Annotated in this window: 12 protein-coding genes; 9 read left to right on the top strand and 3 right to left on the bottom strand. The window is 53.8% G+C overall.

Features of this window, described 5'->3' with window-relative positions:
* Window positions 1–52: 52 nt before the first annotated feature.
* The 6 genes from pstS (at window position 53) to IAI47_RS00210 (ending at window position 5,948) form a co-directional block, all read left to right on the top strand.
* On the top strand, window positions 53–1,096 hold the full coding sequence (gene pstS, locus IAI47_RS00235; protein ID WP_003849544.1) for a phosphate ABC transporter substrate-binding protein PstS: 1,044 nt from the start codon (window positions 53–55) through the stop codon (window positions 1,094–1,096).
* Between the two features lie 86 nt (window positions 1,097–1,182).
* The gene (gene pstC / locus IAI47_RS00230) at window positions 1,183–2,145 is read left to right on the top strand and encodes a phosphate ABC transporter permease PstC (protein WP_003849546.1); all 963 of its coding nucleotides are present in this window, start codon (window positions 1,183–1,185) and stop codon (window positions 2,143–2,145) included.
* Entirely contained in the window at window positions 2,142–3,032 is an 891-nt protein-coding gene (pstA, locus tag IAI47_RS00225) for a phosphate ABC transporter permease PstA (RefSeq protein ID WP_003849548.1), read from the top strand. Before pstC ends, pstA begins: the two co-directional genes overlap by 4 nt.
* A 44-nt stretch (window positions 3,033–3,076) precedes the next feature.
* Window positions 3,077–3,850 carry a phosphate ABC transporter ATP-binding protein PstB gene (pstB, locus tag IAI47_RS00220; RefSeq protein WP_003849550.1) on the top strand — a complete coding sequence of 258 codons (774 nt, stop codon included), beginning with the start codon at window positions 3,077–3,079 and terminating at the stop codon, window positions 3,848–3,850.
* 17 nt (window positions 3,851–3,867) lie between these two features.
* The gene (gene phoU / locus IAI47_RS00215; RefSeq protein ID WP_003849553.1) at window positions 3,868–4,602 is read left to right on the top strand and encodes a phosphate signaling complex protein PhoU; all 735 of its coding nucleotides are present in this window, start codon (window positions 3,868–3,870) and stop codon (window positions 4,600–4,602) included.
* Between the two features lie 104 nt (window positions 4,603–4,706).
* A complete protein-coding gene (locus tag IAI47_RS00210; protein ID WP_003849555.1) occupies window positions 4,707–5,948 on the top strand; it encodes an MFS transporter in 1,242 nt (413 codons plus the stop codon).
* Between the two features lie 1,217 nt (window positions 5,949–7,165).
* Here IAI47_RS00210 and IAI47_RS00205 read toward each other — a convergent pair.
* The 3 genes from IAI47_RS00205 to xylA form a co-directional block, all read right to left on the bottom strand.
* Window positions 7,166–7,651, bottom strand: a complete 486-nt coding sequence (locus tag IAI47_RS00205; RefSeq protein ID WP_008926378.1) for a hypothetical protein — start codon at window positions 7,649–7,651, stop codon at window positions 7,166–7,168.
* Window positions 7,652–8,190: 539 nt separating this feature from the next.
* Window positions 8,191–9,633: a xylulokinase gene (gene xylB / locus IAI47_RS00200; protein WP_008926379.1), complete on the bottom strand. Its 1,443-nt coding sequence runs from the start codon at window positions 9,631–9,633 to the stop codon at window positions 8,191–8,193.
* A 17-nt stretch (window positions 9,634–9,650) separates the two neighbouring features.
* Window positions 9,651–10,973 carry a xylose isomerase gene (gene xylA / locus IAI47_RS00195; protein WP_003849568.1) on the bottom strand — a complete coding sequence of 441 codons (1,323 nt, stop codon included), beginning with the start codon at window positions 10,971–10,973 and terminating at the stop codon, window positions 9,651–9,653.
* A 344-nt stretch (window positions 10,974–11,317) separates the two neighbouring features.
* Here xylA and xylF point away from each other — a divergent pair, with 344 nt between their 5' ends.
* Genes xylF through xylH form a run of 3 tightly spaced genes read left to right on the top strand, consistent with a single transcriptional unit; the run spans window position 11,318 to window position 15,036 of the window.
* Window positions 11,318–12,310, top strand: coding sequence for a D-xylose ABC transporter substrate-binding protein (xylF, locus tag IAI47_RS00190; protein WP_003849571.1), 993 nt, complete (start codon window positions 11,318–11,320; stop codon window positions 12,308–12,310).
* A 28-nt stretch (window positions 12,311–12,338) separates the two neighbouring features.
* Window positions 12,339–13,859: a xylose ABC transporter ATP-binding protein gene (locus tag IAI47_RS00185; RefSeq protein WP_003849573.1), complete on the top strand. Its 1,521-nt coding sequence runs from the start codon at window positions 12,339–12,341 to the stop codon at window positions 13,857–13,859.
* Entirely contained in the window at window positions 13,852–15,036 is a 1,185-nt protein-coding gene (gene xylH, locus IAI47_RS00180; protein WP_003849574.1) for a xylose ABC transporter permease XylH, read from the top strand. The genes IAI47_RS00185 and xylH overlap by 8 nt, the downstream gene beginning before the upstream one ends.
* Window positions 15,037–15,078: the final 42 nt, after the last annotated feature.

Raw genomic sequence — 15,078 nt, 5'->3', positions numbered from 1 at the left:
CAGACTCTTACTAAAACGGCCCCAAGCCTGACTTTTCTCCCCTGGAGGGAACATGACACTGATGCGTAGCACCGTAGCCCGAATCCTCGCCACCACCTTCGCCGTAAGCGCGGTATCTGCTTTTGCGGCCACCGATCTCACTGGCGCAGGCGGGACGTTCCCGGCGCCGGTTTATGCCAAGTGGGCAGCAGAATATCAGCAAGCCACCGGTAGCAAAATTAACTACCAGGGCATCGGTTCATCTGGCGGCGTTAAACAGATCATCGCCAAAACCGTTGATTTCGGTGCGTCCGATGCGCCAATGAAAGATGAAGATCTGCAGAAAAATGGCCTGTTCCAGTTCCCTACCGTGATCGGTGGTGTGGTACTGGCAGTTAACCTGCCCGGTATCAAGTCAGGCCAGCTGACGCTGGATGGCAAGACCGTTGGCGATATCTATCTCGGCACCATCAAAAAGTGGAACGACCCGGCGATCGCCAAACTTAACCCGGGCGTGAAACTGCCGGAAACCAACATCAACGTGGTGCGTCGCGCTGATGGTTCAGGCACCTCATTCGTCTTCACCAGCTATCTGGCGAAAGTGAACCAGGACTGGAACAGCAAAATTGGTAAAGGCAACACCGTTAACTGGCCAGTGGGTCTGGGCGGTAAAGGCAACGACGGCGTCGCCGCGTTTGTTCAGCGTCTGCCGGGTTCAATCGGTTATGTTGAATATGCCTACGCTAAACAGAACAACCTGACCTACACCAAACTGATGGATGCTGATGGTAAAGCGGTGGCACCAAGCGAAACCAGCTTCAGCAATGCCGCGAAAGGCGCAGACTGGAGCAAATCGTTCGCACAGGATCTGACCTTCCAGAAGGGCGCTGATGCCTGGCCAATCTCCTCAACCACCTTCATTCTGATCTATAAAGACCAGGCGAATGCGGCCAAAGGCGCTGAAGTACTGAAGTTCTTCGACTGGGCTTACAAGAAAGGCAGCAAAACCGCCACTGCGCTGGATTATGCTGCGCTGCCAGAGAGCGTGACCGAGCAGATTCGCGCCGCCTGGAAAGCCAACATCAAAGACAGTTCTGGTAAAGCGCTTTATCAGTAATTGACCGACCCTGACCGGGCAGCGGTCCGGTCAGACCCAACGGGCGGCTCATGCCGCCCTGATAACTTCTGAAGACTGAGACTTCTATGGCTGCAACGAAGCCGGCATTCAAAGCCCCGGGTAAACAAGGTGATAAGATTTTTGGCGCGCTGGTCAGACTGGCTGCGCTGATTGTACTGTTACTGATGGGCGGCATTATTGTTTCCCTGATCATCTCCTCGTGGCCCAGCATCCAGAAGTTTGGTTTCGCCTTTTTGTGGACCAAAACCTGGGATGCGCCCAACGAACAATTTGGTGCACTGGTACCGATCTACGGCACCCTTGTAACCTCCATCATTGCCCTGATTATTGCCGTGCCGGTGAGTTTCGGTATCGCGCTGTTCCTGACTGAACTCTCACCCGCCTGGCTGCGTCGCCCGCTGGGCACGGCTATTGAGCTGCTGGCGGCTATCCCGAGTATCGTTTACGGCATGTGGGGCCTGTTTGTTTTCGCGCCGCTGTTCGCCGAATATTTTCAGACGCCGGTTAATGACGTGATGTCGGGCATTCCGATTGTCGGCGAACTCTTCTCCGGCCCCGCTTTTGGTATCGGTATTCTTGCGGCAGGGGTGATTCTGGCAATCATGATCATCCCTTACATCGCTTCGGTGATGCGCGACGTGTTTGAACAGACCCCGGTGATGATGAAAGAGTCTGCTTACGGTATCGGCTGCACCACCTGGGAAGTGATCTGGCGCGTCGTACTGCCCTTTACCAAAAATGGCGTGATTGGTGGTGTGATGCTGGGACTGGGTCGTGCGCTGGGCGAGACCATGGCGGTCACCTTTATTATCGGCAACACCTACCAGCTCGACAGCCCGTCGCTGTTTATGCCGGGTAACAGCATTACCTCAGCACTGGCTAACGAGTTTGCAGAAGCGGAGTCGGGCGTGCATGTTGCCGCGCTGATGGAGCTGGGACTGATCCTGTTTGTGATTACCTTTATCGTGCTGGCGATTTCAAAGCTGATGATTATGCGACTGCAGAAAAGTGAAGGAGCGCGCTCATGACCACGATTGAAATTCAGGCGCGTGCCGAACTGGACGCATCGCGCCGTAAAATGCAGTCCTGGCGCAGTACTAAAAATAAAATTGCGCTGACGCTGTCGCTGCTGACCATGGCATTTGGTCTGTTCTGGCTGGTGTGGATCCTGTTTACCACCGTCACGCGCGGCGTAGATGGGCTTTCCTGGTCCCTTTTCACTGAATCAACGCCACCGCCGAATACCGCGGGCGGCGGTCTGGCGAACGCCCTGGCGGGCAGTGGATTGCTGATTTTCTGGTCTACATTTTTTGGTACGCCGCTGGGCATCATGGCGGGTATTTACCTGGCTGAATATGGTCGCAAATCGGCGCTGTCAGAAGTGATTCGCTTTATTAACGACATTCTGCTTTCAGCACCCTCCATTGTGGTCGGCCTGTTCGTCTACACCCTGGTGGTGGCGAAGATGCAGCACTTCTCCGGCTGGGCCGGGGTGATTGCACTGGCTCTGCTGCAGGTGCCCATTGTGATTCGTACCACTGAAAACATGCTGCGTCTGGTGCCAGACAGCATGCGTGAAGCCGCTTATGCGCTCGGCACGCCCAAGTGGAAGATGATCTCGGCCATCACCCTGAAAGCCTCGGTCTCCGGCATCATTACTGGCGTGCTGCTGGCGATTGCCCGCATCGCAGGTGAAACAGCCCCGCTGCTGTTTACGGCACTGTCGAACCAGTTCTGGAGCACCGACATGATGCAGCCGCTGGCGAACCTGCCGGTCACCATCTTTAAATTCGCCATGAGCCCGTTTGCCGAATGGCAGAGCCTGGCCTGGGCGGGTGTGCTGATCATTACCCTTTGCGTGCTGTTGCTGAACATTGTCGCGCGGGTCATTTTCGCCAAAGGTAAACACGGTTAACTTCCGGCGCGGCCCTGAGCGGCGCCGTATAAGAGAGATGAATTATGAGTATCGCGACAGCATCAGCCGATAAAATTCAGGTCCGTAATCTGAACTTCTATTACGGCAAGTTTCATGCGCTGAAGAACATCAATCTGGATATCGCTAAGAATGAGGTGACCGCGTTTATCGGGCCCTCGGGCTGTGGTAAGTCTACCCTGCTGCGTACCTTCAATAAGATGTACTCACTCTATCCGGAGCAGCGGGCCGAAGGGGACATTCTGCTGGATGGCGAAAATATTCTGGCGACACAGCAGGATATCGCGCTGCTGCGCGCCCGCGTCGGCATGGTGTTTCAGAAGCCGACACCGTTCCCGATGTCGATCTATGACAACATCGCTTTCGGCGTGCGTCTGTTTGAAAAGCTGTCACGTGCCGATATGGATGAGCGCGTACAGTGGGCGCTGACCAAAGCGGCGCTGTGGAATGAAACCAAAGACAAGCTGCATCAGAGCGGTTACAGTCTTTCCGGCGGCCAGCAGCAGCGTCTGTGTATTGCCCGCGGCATCGCGATTCGTCCGGAAGTCCTGCTACTGGATGAACCCTGCTCCGCGCTGGACCCCATCTCCACCGGCCGTATCGAGGAGCTGATCACCGAGCTGAAGCAGGATTACACTGTGGTGATCGTGACGCACAACATGCAGCAGGCAGCACGCTGCTCTGACCATACCGCTTTCATGTACCTGGGCGAACTGATTGAGTTCAGCGATACTGACACGCTGTTCACCAAGCCCGCGCAGAAGCAAACCGAAGACTATATTACTGGCCGCTACGGCTGATCTGACAGGAGAACGACATGGATAATCTGAATCTGAATAAGCACATCTCCGGTCAGTTCAATGCCGAACTGGAGCATATCCGTACCCAGGTGATGATCATGGGCGGCATGGTCGAGCAGCAGCTGACTGATGCTATTACCGCGATGCATAATCTGGATGGCGAACTGGCGCAGCGGGTGATCGACGGCGACCAGAAGGTCAACATGATGGAAGTGGAGATTGATGAAGCCTGCGTGCGCATCATCGCCAAACGTCAGCCAACCGCGATCGATTTGCGTCTGGTGATGGCGATCATCAAAACGATCTCCGAGCTGGAGCGCATTGGCGATGTGGCGGAGAAGATCAGCCGCACGGCGCTGGAGAAGTTTGGTCAACAGCATCTTCCGCTGCTGGTGAGCCTTGAGTCGCTGGGACGTCACACCGTGCAGATGCTGCATGATGTGCTCGACGCCTTTGCACGTATGGATCTCAATGAAGCGATTACCATCTACCGCGAAGATAAGAAGGTGGATAAAGAGTATGAAGGCATTGTTCGTCAGCTGATGACCTACATGATGGAAGATCCGCGCACGATTCCCAGCGTGCTGACGGCACTGTTCTGCGCCCGCGCCATTGAGCGCATCGGTGATCGTTGCCAGAACATCTGCGAAATCATCTTCTATTTCGTCAAAGGTCAGGATTTTCGTCATGTGGGCGGGGATCGGCTCGATGAATTACTGTCGGGTGACGATGGCAGCAACAAACCTTCCTGATACACCTTATCCCTGTGCCAGACAGGCGCAGGGATAAGCCTTTCTGATTGGTCACCTCCTGAACTCTCTTTATAATTGCGGCACTTTACTCTCTGAGGTGCGCAATGATGTCTCCTTCTCCCCAATCTAAACCGGGCGTAACGCCGGGCAAAGCGATGCTGGCTGCGGTCAGCGGTTATGCCATGGATGGATTTGACCTGCTGATACTCGGGTTTATGCTGCCGGCTATCAGTGTTTCGCTGGCGCTCAATCCATCACAGGCAGGATCGCTGGTGACCTGGACGCTGATCGGCGCGGTCATCGGTGGCATCGTCTTTGGTCATCTCAGCGACCGTTATGGTCGCATCCGCATGCTGACCGTCACGATTCTGGTCTTCTCTATCTTTACCGGCCTGTGCGCGGTGGCGCAGGGCTACTGGGATCTGCTCGCCTGGCGAACGCTGGCAGGTGTGGGGCTGGGCGGCGAGTTTGGGATCGGTATGGCGCTGATTGCCGAAGCCTGGCCTGCGGAGAAGCGTAATCGTGCCTCAGCCTGGGTCGGTATCGGCTGGCAGCTGGGCGTGCTGATGGCGGCCTTTATCACGCCACCGCTACTGAATATTATCGGCTGGCGTGGCATGTTCCTGGTTGGTTTGTTGCCTGCGCTGGTCTCGTTCGCCATTCGTCGCGGGATGGGAGAACCTGAGGCGTATCAGCGACAGGTTAAACATGTGCCGTCACTCTCGTTTCCGGCACGCCTGAAGCTGCTGGTCCGCGATCGCGCTACCGCTAAAGCCAGCCTGGGCATTTTTATCCTCTGCTCCGTCCAGAATTTTGGCTACTACGGGCTGATGATCTGGATGCCGAGCTACCTCTCCTCCAGCTTTGGTTTCAGCCTGACAAAATCGGGCCTCTGGACCGCCGTGACCGTCGTCGGCATGACCTTTGGCATCTGGCTGTTTGGCGTGCTGGCTGATCGCTTTGCACGCTGGAAAATTTTCCTGCTCTATCAGTTTGGCGCTGTCGTGATGGTGGTGGTCTATGCGCAGCTGCGTGACCCGAACATCATGCTCTTTACCGGCGCCATCATGGGAATGTTTGTTAACGGCATGATTGGCGGCTATGGGGCGCTGATTTCCGATACCTTCCCGCCACAGGTACGTGCCACCGCGCAGAACGTCCTGTTCAACCTTGGGCGTGGCGTAGGCGGTTTTGGTCCGGTCGTGATTGGCCTGCTGGCGAGCCAGTTCTCGTTCACAGCGGCGATTACCCTGCTGGCGCTGATTTATCTGCTGGATATTGTGGCAACGCTGTTCCTGCTGCCGAAGAAACAGAGTCAGGAAGATACGCTGGGGGCCATTGGCTGATGCTCACCTGAAGCAGGAGCTGTGACTGTCATCTCAGCTATTCGGGTTCAGCAACAGGATTCACAATCGTCATCTCAGTAGATGATCAGCAAGATGAGAAAAAAATCCGCACTCTATTTCAGGATAGAGTGCGGTTGATAACATATATCAAGCGGATACAGAGGGATTTATTCAGAGAGCTTACACACTCAATTAATCTCACTGGCAATAAAATTATCAGATTCCGATGAGATCAATTTTTGATCAGATTAATTTCTTTCTGGGTCTTGTCGCTTTTTTTAACACCAAATTTGCTTATGACTTAACTGATTTTATATCAGGCTTACTGGCACAGAATGGACATGCCATCACACCCGTATAGCTTATCCTGGCTACGCTAAGTGTCTGATTGAAAGTATAGCAACTTCCTATAAATGCCCGCCTTGTCTCTGAAGGCAGCTGCGGACAATCCATCCGATGCAGCAGCAATCCTCCGGTTGAATGATCGCTGACGTAGAATTTCATGGCCTTATACATGCCATATCCTTTTGCTGTGTGTAACAAACGAAAATTTAAAAATGCGCTTTTTAAGGTTAGCCATAACCTGTAAAAGCAGCGTCTGAATCCATGTGAAATTAATATGATTGCGGTTTTCACATTAGCTCGTCTGCGTTAAATAAATTTAGCATTTAATTTTAAAGTTAAAAAACATTTTTATTTGGGCTAAATAAATACCTTGTACAGATAAATCCTTTTTTGCTTTAGAATCTAAGAAGGATAGTTTTGCTAAGTTACTGATTTGTTGTTTCGCAAACATTAGTCCGTTTCATAAATCATTACGATGAGTAAGAATAAAGACATATAAAAAAAGCCATAAGAACCTGAGTTAAAAGAGTTCTTATTTTATACGCACTGAGGTTTGATTCAATAATTGTGATTTTAAAATCGACAATAAGATCAAAATATTTGATCAATATAACTTTGGCTGAGCCTGTAAATATTACATTAAGGGTATAATTGATGAGCGTTATTATTGCGTGTGGCAGTAAATCATTAAACAATTTTATCCAGGTCTTTTTTTTATCGTCAGATGAGCGTGGGTAATATCGTCATGCAGGGTGTGGATGTAATGCGCCGTTACCGCACAGCGTAATACCAAAAAAAAGCCGCAGGCGGAGTAATCTGCTTGCGGCATAAGTCAGCGACTTGCTTCAGGTACTTTATTCTGTTGTCAGGTGCTACTCACTCTGCCAGTGAAAGGGGGAATGTTGCACCGCAACAACCTGCAGGCCATTCTTTATCTTCACCACCCGTTGTGGACCCAATATCTGCTGGGGCTCAGGGTTTTTATTCAGCATCACCCTAGCATGTGTGATGCCAGATCTTTCAGCTAGCTGGCACGTATGGCCTGCTATCGCAGGCCTCTTCTTTGCTTTGGCCGCAGTCCTTTGAACCAGGGTGGTAGCTGGCTTCGTGAAAGATTTGATACTTCCTTCTTCTATTGCGTCAGCCTGACCATTATTGGGTTGTTTCAGGCATACCAGACATCGGCCAACTTCGTGGTGATGCTGTAAAGCTACGGTCATTGCCTGCAGCGCTGTATAAAGGGTGCCAATAAATGTCCGATCGTCGAGAGACTTCGGAATTAAATTACACCCTTCCCGATGTAACAACGTTCCGCTCTCATAATGATTGCTGATGTAGTATTTCATTGCTTTTAACATGCTAATTCCTTAAGCATTACTGGACCTGAATATATCAGGTGAAAGATAATGATATTGATTCTTATTATTATAGTTTCTATTGTCGGGCAGATAATGATTGCATAACTCGCCTGGAACTAAATGCGCGCGCCCAAAAAATCGTTTTAATTTGCGTGAAGGTATTTAACCGGTTTAACCCGCGCAATCTGAATCAACGCTGAATTTCACGTTACGTAAAACAGAAGCATTTTAGTGTAGCAGCGAAATAAGCTGGCAGTTAGCTGAGATACACTTTTCTGGTGTTGACTGATTAAGCGTCAGTGCAAAGAATAGTGGGGCAAGGTGGTAAACAGTATCCGCCTGCTTCGCACACCGGCAGACAACATCGCCAGCCTGGCTTATCGGCATACGCCAGCATTAAACCTTATTATCGACGGGGGCCATTAATTGATACTGCGCCAGGAGACGCGTTAATACGGCAGCGGCTGAACAGTAAGAGGCAGTAGCAATAAGGAAGGATGCCAGGCCAAACGGTTGCTAAACCGGGCATCCTGGACGGATTACTTCATGAGCGGCAGAAGTTGCTGATACAGAATTGAAAAGGTCTCCCGACGTGACTGGTAATGTACCCTTTTGTCCGGATCCGGTTGATGCCGCTGCACCAGAGTCGGCGTCGGGACGGTGACTTTCGGATTCAGCGCCTGCTGCGCCAGCCTTGCGGCGCCCAGAGCCGGACCCACTTCACCTCCGTGGCAATAGTCCAGCGTCTGGCCACTGATATCCGCCAGCATCTGACGCCACAGGGTGCTGCGTGCGCCGCCGCCGATCAACATAATACTCTTTGGCTGCACGCCACACTCATGCAGCACATCCATGCCCTGCGCCAGAGCAAATCCCACCCCTTCCAGCACCGATCGTGCCAGCTCAGGCCGGCCATGCTGGTGGGTAAAGCCAAAGAAGGCGCCCAGTGCATTCGGGTTGTTATGCGGCGTACGCTCACCGGAAAGATAGGGCAAAAACCATAACCCGGGTACGTCATCGCGTGCGCGCTCCGCTTCAGCCAGCAGCTCAGGAACATCTTTGCATCCGGTCAGCGTTGCTGCCCAGTCCAGACAGGAGGCTGCGCTGAGCATCACCGACATCAGATGCCAGCGCTGCGGTAACGCATGGCAGAAGCTGTGTACCGCGCGCGCCGGATTGCTGAGATAGCCGTCGCTTACCACAAAGTAGACGCCCGATGTCCCCAGCGACAGCATTCCCTGACCGGGTTCGGTCATGCCGACACCTATCGCACCTGCAGCATTGTCGCCACCGCCCGCAGCCAGCGGCACCGCGTTCATCTTCCACCGTGTTGCCAGTTCAGCATGCAGAGTGCCCGTCAGGGCATTGCCTTCATAGAGCGTCGGCATCTGCTCCCGGCAGAGATCGCAGGCGTGCAGCATCACATCGCTCCAGTCACGCTGCGCCACATCCAGCCACATTGTCCCTGCGGCATCGGACGTATCAGTGGCGAAGTCGCCACTTAATCGCCAGCGCAGATAATCTTTGGGCAACAGCACGTGAGCAATCTGACTGAAGATGGCCGGTTCATGCTGCTGCACCCACAGCAGCTTGGGAGCTGTGAAGCCGGGCATCATCAGGTTGCCGGTGATAGCCCGTGAATCCGGCACCTTCCGTTCCAGCTCACAACACTGCGCCTCGCTGCGTCCGTCATTCCAGAGCATGGCCGGACGTAATACCTGGTTAGCGCTGTCGAGCAGCGTGGCACCATGCATCTGTCCGCTCAGCCCGATGGCCTGCACTGCACGCAGGTCCTGCTTCGCGCTCAGCGCCTGCATAGCCAGCTCCAGCGCCTGCCACCAGCTTTCGGGATCCTGTTCACTCCACAAGGGCTGTGGACGCGAAACCTGCAGGGGCGACGTTTCTGTCGCCACCACGTTGCCCTGTGCATCCATCAGCACCACTTTGACGCCAGAGGTGCCTAAATCGATCCCGATAAACATGCTCTGCTCCTGAAGGGTTAGAAATCAAACAGGTAGTGATTCACCAGATTTTCCAGCTGCTCCTGACGTCCGCTCTGATGCTGCGGATTGAGTTGCTGCTGCTGAGCATGCGCCGCCAGTGCCTCCAGTGAAAACTCACCTTTCAAAATTTGCTGACCGAACTCACCATTCCAGCCGCTGTAGCGCTGTGCCACACGCTTATCAAGTTCACCATCGCTGATCATGCGAGCCGCCACTTTCAGCGCCAGCGCCATGGTATCCATCGCGCCAATATGACCGTAGAAGAGATCATATTTATCGGTGCTCTGACGACGCACTTTGGCATCAAAGTTTAAGCCGCCAGTGGTAAAGCCGCCCGCTTTAAGGATCTCATACATCACCAGTGCATTCTCTTCCACGCTGACCGGGAACTGATCGGTATCCCAGCCGCACTGCGGATCGCCGCGGTTGGCATCGACTGAACCAAAAATACCCAGCGCAATAGCGGTAGCGATTTCATGATGGAAAGAGTGGCCCGCCAGCGTGGCGTGGTTGGCCTCCACGTTAACCTTGATCTCTTTCTCCAGGCCGAACTGTTTCAGGAAGCCATACACCGTCGCGACATCATAATCATACTGATGCTTAGTCGGCTCCTGCGGTTTCGGTTCAATCAGCAGCGTGCCCTGGAAGCCAATTTTATGTTTGTGTTCGACCACCATTTGCATAAAGCGGCCAATCTGCTCGCGCTCCTGGCGCAGATCGGTATTCAGCAGCGTTTCATAGCCTTCCCGTCCGCCCCACAACACATAGTTTTCGCCGCCCAGGGTTTTGGTCGCCTGCATAGCACTGCAGACCTGCGTCGCGGCCCAGGCAAAGACTTCCGGATCGGGATTAGTGGCAGCGCCAGCCCCGTATCGCGGATGGGTAAAGCAGTTGGCCGTGCCCCACAACAGTTTCACGCCAGTCTCTTGCTGTTTCTCCAGCAGTTTATCGGTCATAGCGGCAAAGTTTTCTTTGTAGCTGTGCAGCGAATCACCTTCAGGTGAGACATCAACGTCATGGAAGCAGTACCACGGCACATTCAGTTTATGGAAAAACTCAAAGGCCACATCCGCCTTTAGTTTTGCCTGCTGTAGCGCATCCCCGCTTTTCTGCCATGGGCGATCAAAAGCCCCCACGCCAAACATATCTGCACCATTCCAGCAGAAGGTGTGCCAGTAACAGGCAGCAAAGCGCAGATGCTCCGCCATGGTCTTGCCGAGGATGACCTCATCGGGATTGTAGTGGCGGAAAGCAAGAGGATGCGTCGACTGGGTGCCTTCATAACGAACCCGATCGATCTGATCGAAATAAGCGTGCATGGTGTGCTCCTTAGCATCAGTACCCGAATGGTCTGCGTTGAAGCAATATTCAATAGGGGCTGTGGCTTCAGCTCAATTACGATATTTCATAACGGGCATCAGATAATTATTATTTGTGCGCTGTCTCGCAAAATAATGTTATTAACGGGATGATTTAACCTGTTCACTCTCTTGTCTTAAAAAGATGAAACCTCGATCGCGCTCATAAAAAATGAAATAAACCAAAAAACGTAATAGCCGGATAAAAATCAGTAATTGCTGTAACCGGAGAAGAAGGGCAACAATTCATCCGCCTGGTTTATAGGCCTGAAACGACAATAGCCTCAACCTACAGGATGATCACAATGAAGATGAAACATGCACTGCTCGCCGCCTGCGCGGCGCTGGCGCTGTTCAGCCAGACCAGCGTGGCAAAAGAAGTGAAGATCGGCATGGCGATTGACGATTTGCGCCTTGAGCGCTGGCAGAAAGACCGCAATATTTTCGTTAAACAGGCGGAAACACTGGGTGCTAAGGTGTTTGTTCAGTCAGCCAACGGCAACGAAGAGACACAGATGTCGCAGATTGAAAATATGATCAATCGCGGTGTCGATGTGCTGGTGATTATTCCCTACAACGGTCAGGTATTGAGTAACGTTGTCGCTGAAGCGAAACGGGAAGGCATTAAAGTGCTGGCCTATGACCGAATGATAAATAATGCCGATATCGATTTTTATATCTCTTTCGATAATGAAAAAGTGGGCGAGTTGCAGGCCGAAAGCATTGTGAAACAGGTGCCTAAGGGCAACTATTTTTTAATGGGCGGTTCGCCAGTGGATAATAACGCCCGCCTGTTCCGTGCCGGACAGATGAAAGTGTTAAAACCTTATATTGATAACGGCAGCATTAAAATTGTCGGCGATCAGTGGGTCGATGCCTGGCTGCCGGAAAACGCCCTGAAAATTATGGAAAATGCCCTGACCGCCAACAGTAACCACATTGATGCGGTCGTTGCCTCAAATGATGCCACCGCAGGCGGTGCCATTCAGGCCCTTAGCGCGCAGGGGCTGGCCGGAAAAGTGGCGATCTCCGGACAGGATGCCGATCTGGCCGCGATTAAACGTATCAAAGCGGGTACGCAGACCATGACGGTTTACAAACCGATCACGGAGCTGGCCACCGAAGCGGCGAAAATAGCCGTCGAACTGGGTGAGGGCAAAACACCCGCCAGCAACAGCACGCTGAACAATGGCCTGAAAGATGTGCCGTCACGGCTGCTGAAGCCGATTCCGGTTAACAAAGACAATATCGAAAGCACCGTGGTGAAAGACGGTTTCCACAAACAGAGCGAACTCTGACCGCGCATAGCGTGAGGGAGAACAGTCGATGCTGCTGGAAATGAAAAACATCACCAAACGTTTCGGTGCTGTTAAGGCGCTGAATGATGTCAGCCTGCAACTTGAGGCGGGTGAAGTGATGTCGTTGTGCGGTGAGAATGGATCGGGCAAATCGACGCTGATGAAAATCCTGTGCGGACTCTATCCGCACGGCGATTTTGAGGGACAGATTCACTTCTCTGGCGACGACATTCAGGCACAGACCATTCGCGATACCGAACGTAAAGGCATTGTGATTATCCATCAGGAGCTGGCGCTGGTGCGGCAACTGACGGTGATGGAGAACATCTTCCTCGGCGCCGAACTGAGTCGTTTCGGCATGGTGGATGATGAAACCATGACCCTGCGCTGCCAGCAACTGCTGGCGCGGGTCGGGCTGAACGTCTCGCCTGCAACCCGCGTGGGCGAGTTAGGCCTGGGTCAGCAGCAGCTGGTGGAGATTGCCCGCGCCCTTAACAAACAGGTCCGGCTGCTGATTCTGGATGAGCCGACCTCTTCTCTGACGGAGCAGGAGACGGATGTGCTGCTGAGCATCATTCGTAATCTGCGTGAACACGGTATCGCCTGCATCTACATCTCGCACAAGCTGAACGAGGTCAAGGCGATCTCCGACACCATCTGCGTAATCCGTGACGGCCAGCATATTGCCACCCGTCCTGCGGCAGGCCTGAGCGAAGATGACATCATCACCATGATGGTCGGACGCGAGCTGACCGCGCTCTATCCCCATGCGCCGCATCAGATTGGCGATGTGATACTCAAAGTGGACAATCTCACCGCCTGGCATCCGGTTAACCGCCACATCCGCCGCGTCAACAACGTCTCGTTCACACTCAGACGCGGTGAAATCCTTGGCATTGCCGGGCTGGTCGGCGCAGGCAGGACTGAAACGGTGCAGTGCCTGTTTGGTGTCTGGCCCGGGCGCTGGCAGGGTGATATCTGGATCAACGACAAACAGGTCAACATCACTGATTGCCGTGCCGCGATTGCGCACGGCATTGCGATGGTGCCGGAAGATCGCAAAAAGGATGGCATCGTGCCGCTGATGGCGGTGGGCAAAAATATTACCCTGGCGGCACTGGATCAGTTCAGTCACCGACTCTCGACGCTGGATGAAGCGCAGGAGCAGCAAGCGATCAACGACGCGATCAGTCGGCTGCGCGTAAAAACCTCCTCATCGGAACTGCCGATTGGCCGTTTAAGCGGCGGCAACCAGCAGAAAGCGATTCTGGCGAAGTGCCTGCTGCTCAATCCAAAAATCCTGATCCTGGATGAACCGACACGCGGCATTGATGTGGGTGCCCGTCAGGAGATCTACCTGCTGATCAATGCGCTGGTTCAGCAGGGTATCGCGGTGATTGTGATTTCCTCTGAGCTGCCGGAAGTACTGGGCCTGAGCGATCGGGTTCTGGTGATGCATGAAGGGCAGATCAAAGCCGATTTGATTAACGATAATCTGACTCAGGAGCAGGTGATGGAAGCTGCCCTGCGGAGTGAACATTATGCTTAAAAGTGAAAGTACCCAAAGCCGCCTCTCAGGTACGCCGGGCAAACCGTCACCGGGCAGGTTCACGCTGCCCAACCTGCAGGTTCTGGTGATGCTGGGCGCGATTGTGCTGATTGCGCTGTTCTTTACCTGGACTACCGACGGCTCGTGGCTCAGTGCGCGTAACGTCTCCAACCTGCTGCGACAGACCGCTATCACCGGCATTCTGGCGGTCGGCATGGTGTTCGTGATTATCTCGGCGGAGATCGACCTGTCAGTGGGTTCTATGATGGGTCTGCTGGGCGGCGCGGCGGCAATCTTTGACGTCTGGCTCGGCTGGCCGCTGCCGCTGACCATCGTGGTCACACTGGTGATGGGACTGCTGCTCGGCACCTGGAATGGCTGGTGGGTGGCGTATCGCAAAGTGCCGTCGTTTATTGTGACACTGGCGGGGATGCTGGCGTTCCGCGGTATTCTGGTCGGCATTACCGATGGCACCACCGTTGCGCCGATTACACCGGGCATGTCGCAGATTGGACAGAGTTATCTGCCGGGCGGTGTCGGTTTCGGCTTTGGTGTTGCAGGTCTGGCGCTGTTTACACTCTGGCAATGGCGGCTGCGGCTGCGTCGTCAGCAACTCGGCCTGCCACAGGGCGCAGCAAGCGGCACCGTGGGGCGTCAGGCGATCACGGCTATCTTAGTGCTGGGTGCCATCTGGTTACTCAATGATTATCGTGGCGTACCTACGCCGGTGTTGTTGCTGGCTGTGCTGCTGCTGGCGGGCATGTTTATGGCAACCCGCACCGCATTCGGCCGTCGTATCTACGCTATCGGCGGCAATATAGATGCAGCCCGCCTCTCTGGCATTAACGTGGCGCGCACCAAGCTGGCGGTGTTTGCCATCAACGGTGTGATGGTGGCGATTGCCGGGCTGATCCTCAGCTCGCGGCTGGGTGCAGGCTCACCATCGGCGGGTAATATTGCGGAACTCGACGCGATTGCCGCCTGCGTCATTGGCGGCACCAGCCTGGCGGGCGGCGTGGGGTCGGTTGCGGGCGCGGTCATGGGGGCCTTTATCATGGCCTCGCTGGATAACGGCATGAGCATGATGGATGTGCCGACTTTCTGGCAGTACATCGTCAAAGGCGCGATTCTGCTGCTGGCGGTGTGGATGGATACCGCAACGCGGCGTCGGGTGTAATCGCGCGGGCGATCACATTGTGGCGCAAACAATTTTTTTGCC

The sequence above is a fragment of the Pantoea sp. MT58 genome (assembly GCF_014495885.1).
GTDB lineage: Bacteria > Pseudomonadota > Gammaproteobacteria > Enterobacterales > Enterobacteriaceae > Pantoea > Pantoea eucalypti.
This window is presented reverse-complemented; position numbering and strand designations above follow the sequence as displayed.